1 protein-coding gene is annotated in these 771 nt (G+C 66.8%); it reads left to right on the top strand.

Annotation, left to right across the window (positions count from 1 at the left end):
* Positions 1-771: dihydroxy-acid dehydratase (locus tag QZH66_RS17450; protein ID WP_305807099.1), on the top strand; the 771-nt coding region annotated here is incomplete at both ends.

Below are 771 nucleotides of genomic sequence, written 5' to 3'. Positions count from 1 at the left end.
GGCGACTTCGGCAAGCCGATCGTCGCCATCGCCAACTCCTACACCCAGTTCGTGCCCGGCCATGTGCACCTGAAGAACCTAGGCGCGCTGGTCGCCGGGGCGATTGCCCGCGCCGGGGGCATCGGACGCGAGTTCGACACGATCGCGCTGGACGATGGCATCGCAATGGGCCACGGCGGCATGCGCTATTCGCTGCCCAGCCGCGACCTGATCGCCGATGCCGTGGAGACCATGGTCAACGCCCACCGTGCCGATGCGCTGGTGTGCATCTCCAACTGCGACAAGATCACCCCGGGCATGCTGCTGGCCGCGCTGCGGCTGAACATTCCGACCATCTTCGTTTCGGGCGGGCCGATGGAGTCGGGCATCTTCAACCACCGTGGCGTGACGAAGCGCGTCGATGCCATCGACTCGCTGATGGTGCTGGGCGACCCGTATTCCACCGAGGCCGATCTGCGCGGCATCCAGGAGTCGGCCTGCCCGACCTGCGGCTCCTGCGCCATCATGGGCACGGCCAACTCGATGAACTGCATCACCGAGGCGATGGGCCTGGCCTTGCCCGGCAATGGCACGCTGGTGGCCACCCACAAGGATCGCGAAGAATTGTTCCTCCAGGCGGGCCGGCAAATCGTCGCGCTGGCCCGTGCCTGGTATGGCCGCGGCGATGCCAGCGTGCTGCCACGCACGATTGCCAGCAAGAAGGGCTTCGAGCACGGCATGCGCGTCTCCATGGCGGTGGGGGGCTCGACCAACACCATCCTGCACCTGCTG

The organism is Stenotrophomonas sp. YIM B06876, from assembly GCF_030711595.1.
Lineage (GTDB): Bacteria > Pseudomonadota > Gammaproteobacteria > Xanthomonadales > Xanthomonadaceae > Stenotrophomonas.
Note: the sequence above shows the minus strand (reverse complement) of the source record. Positions and strands in the feature narration are given on the sequence as shown.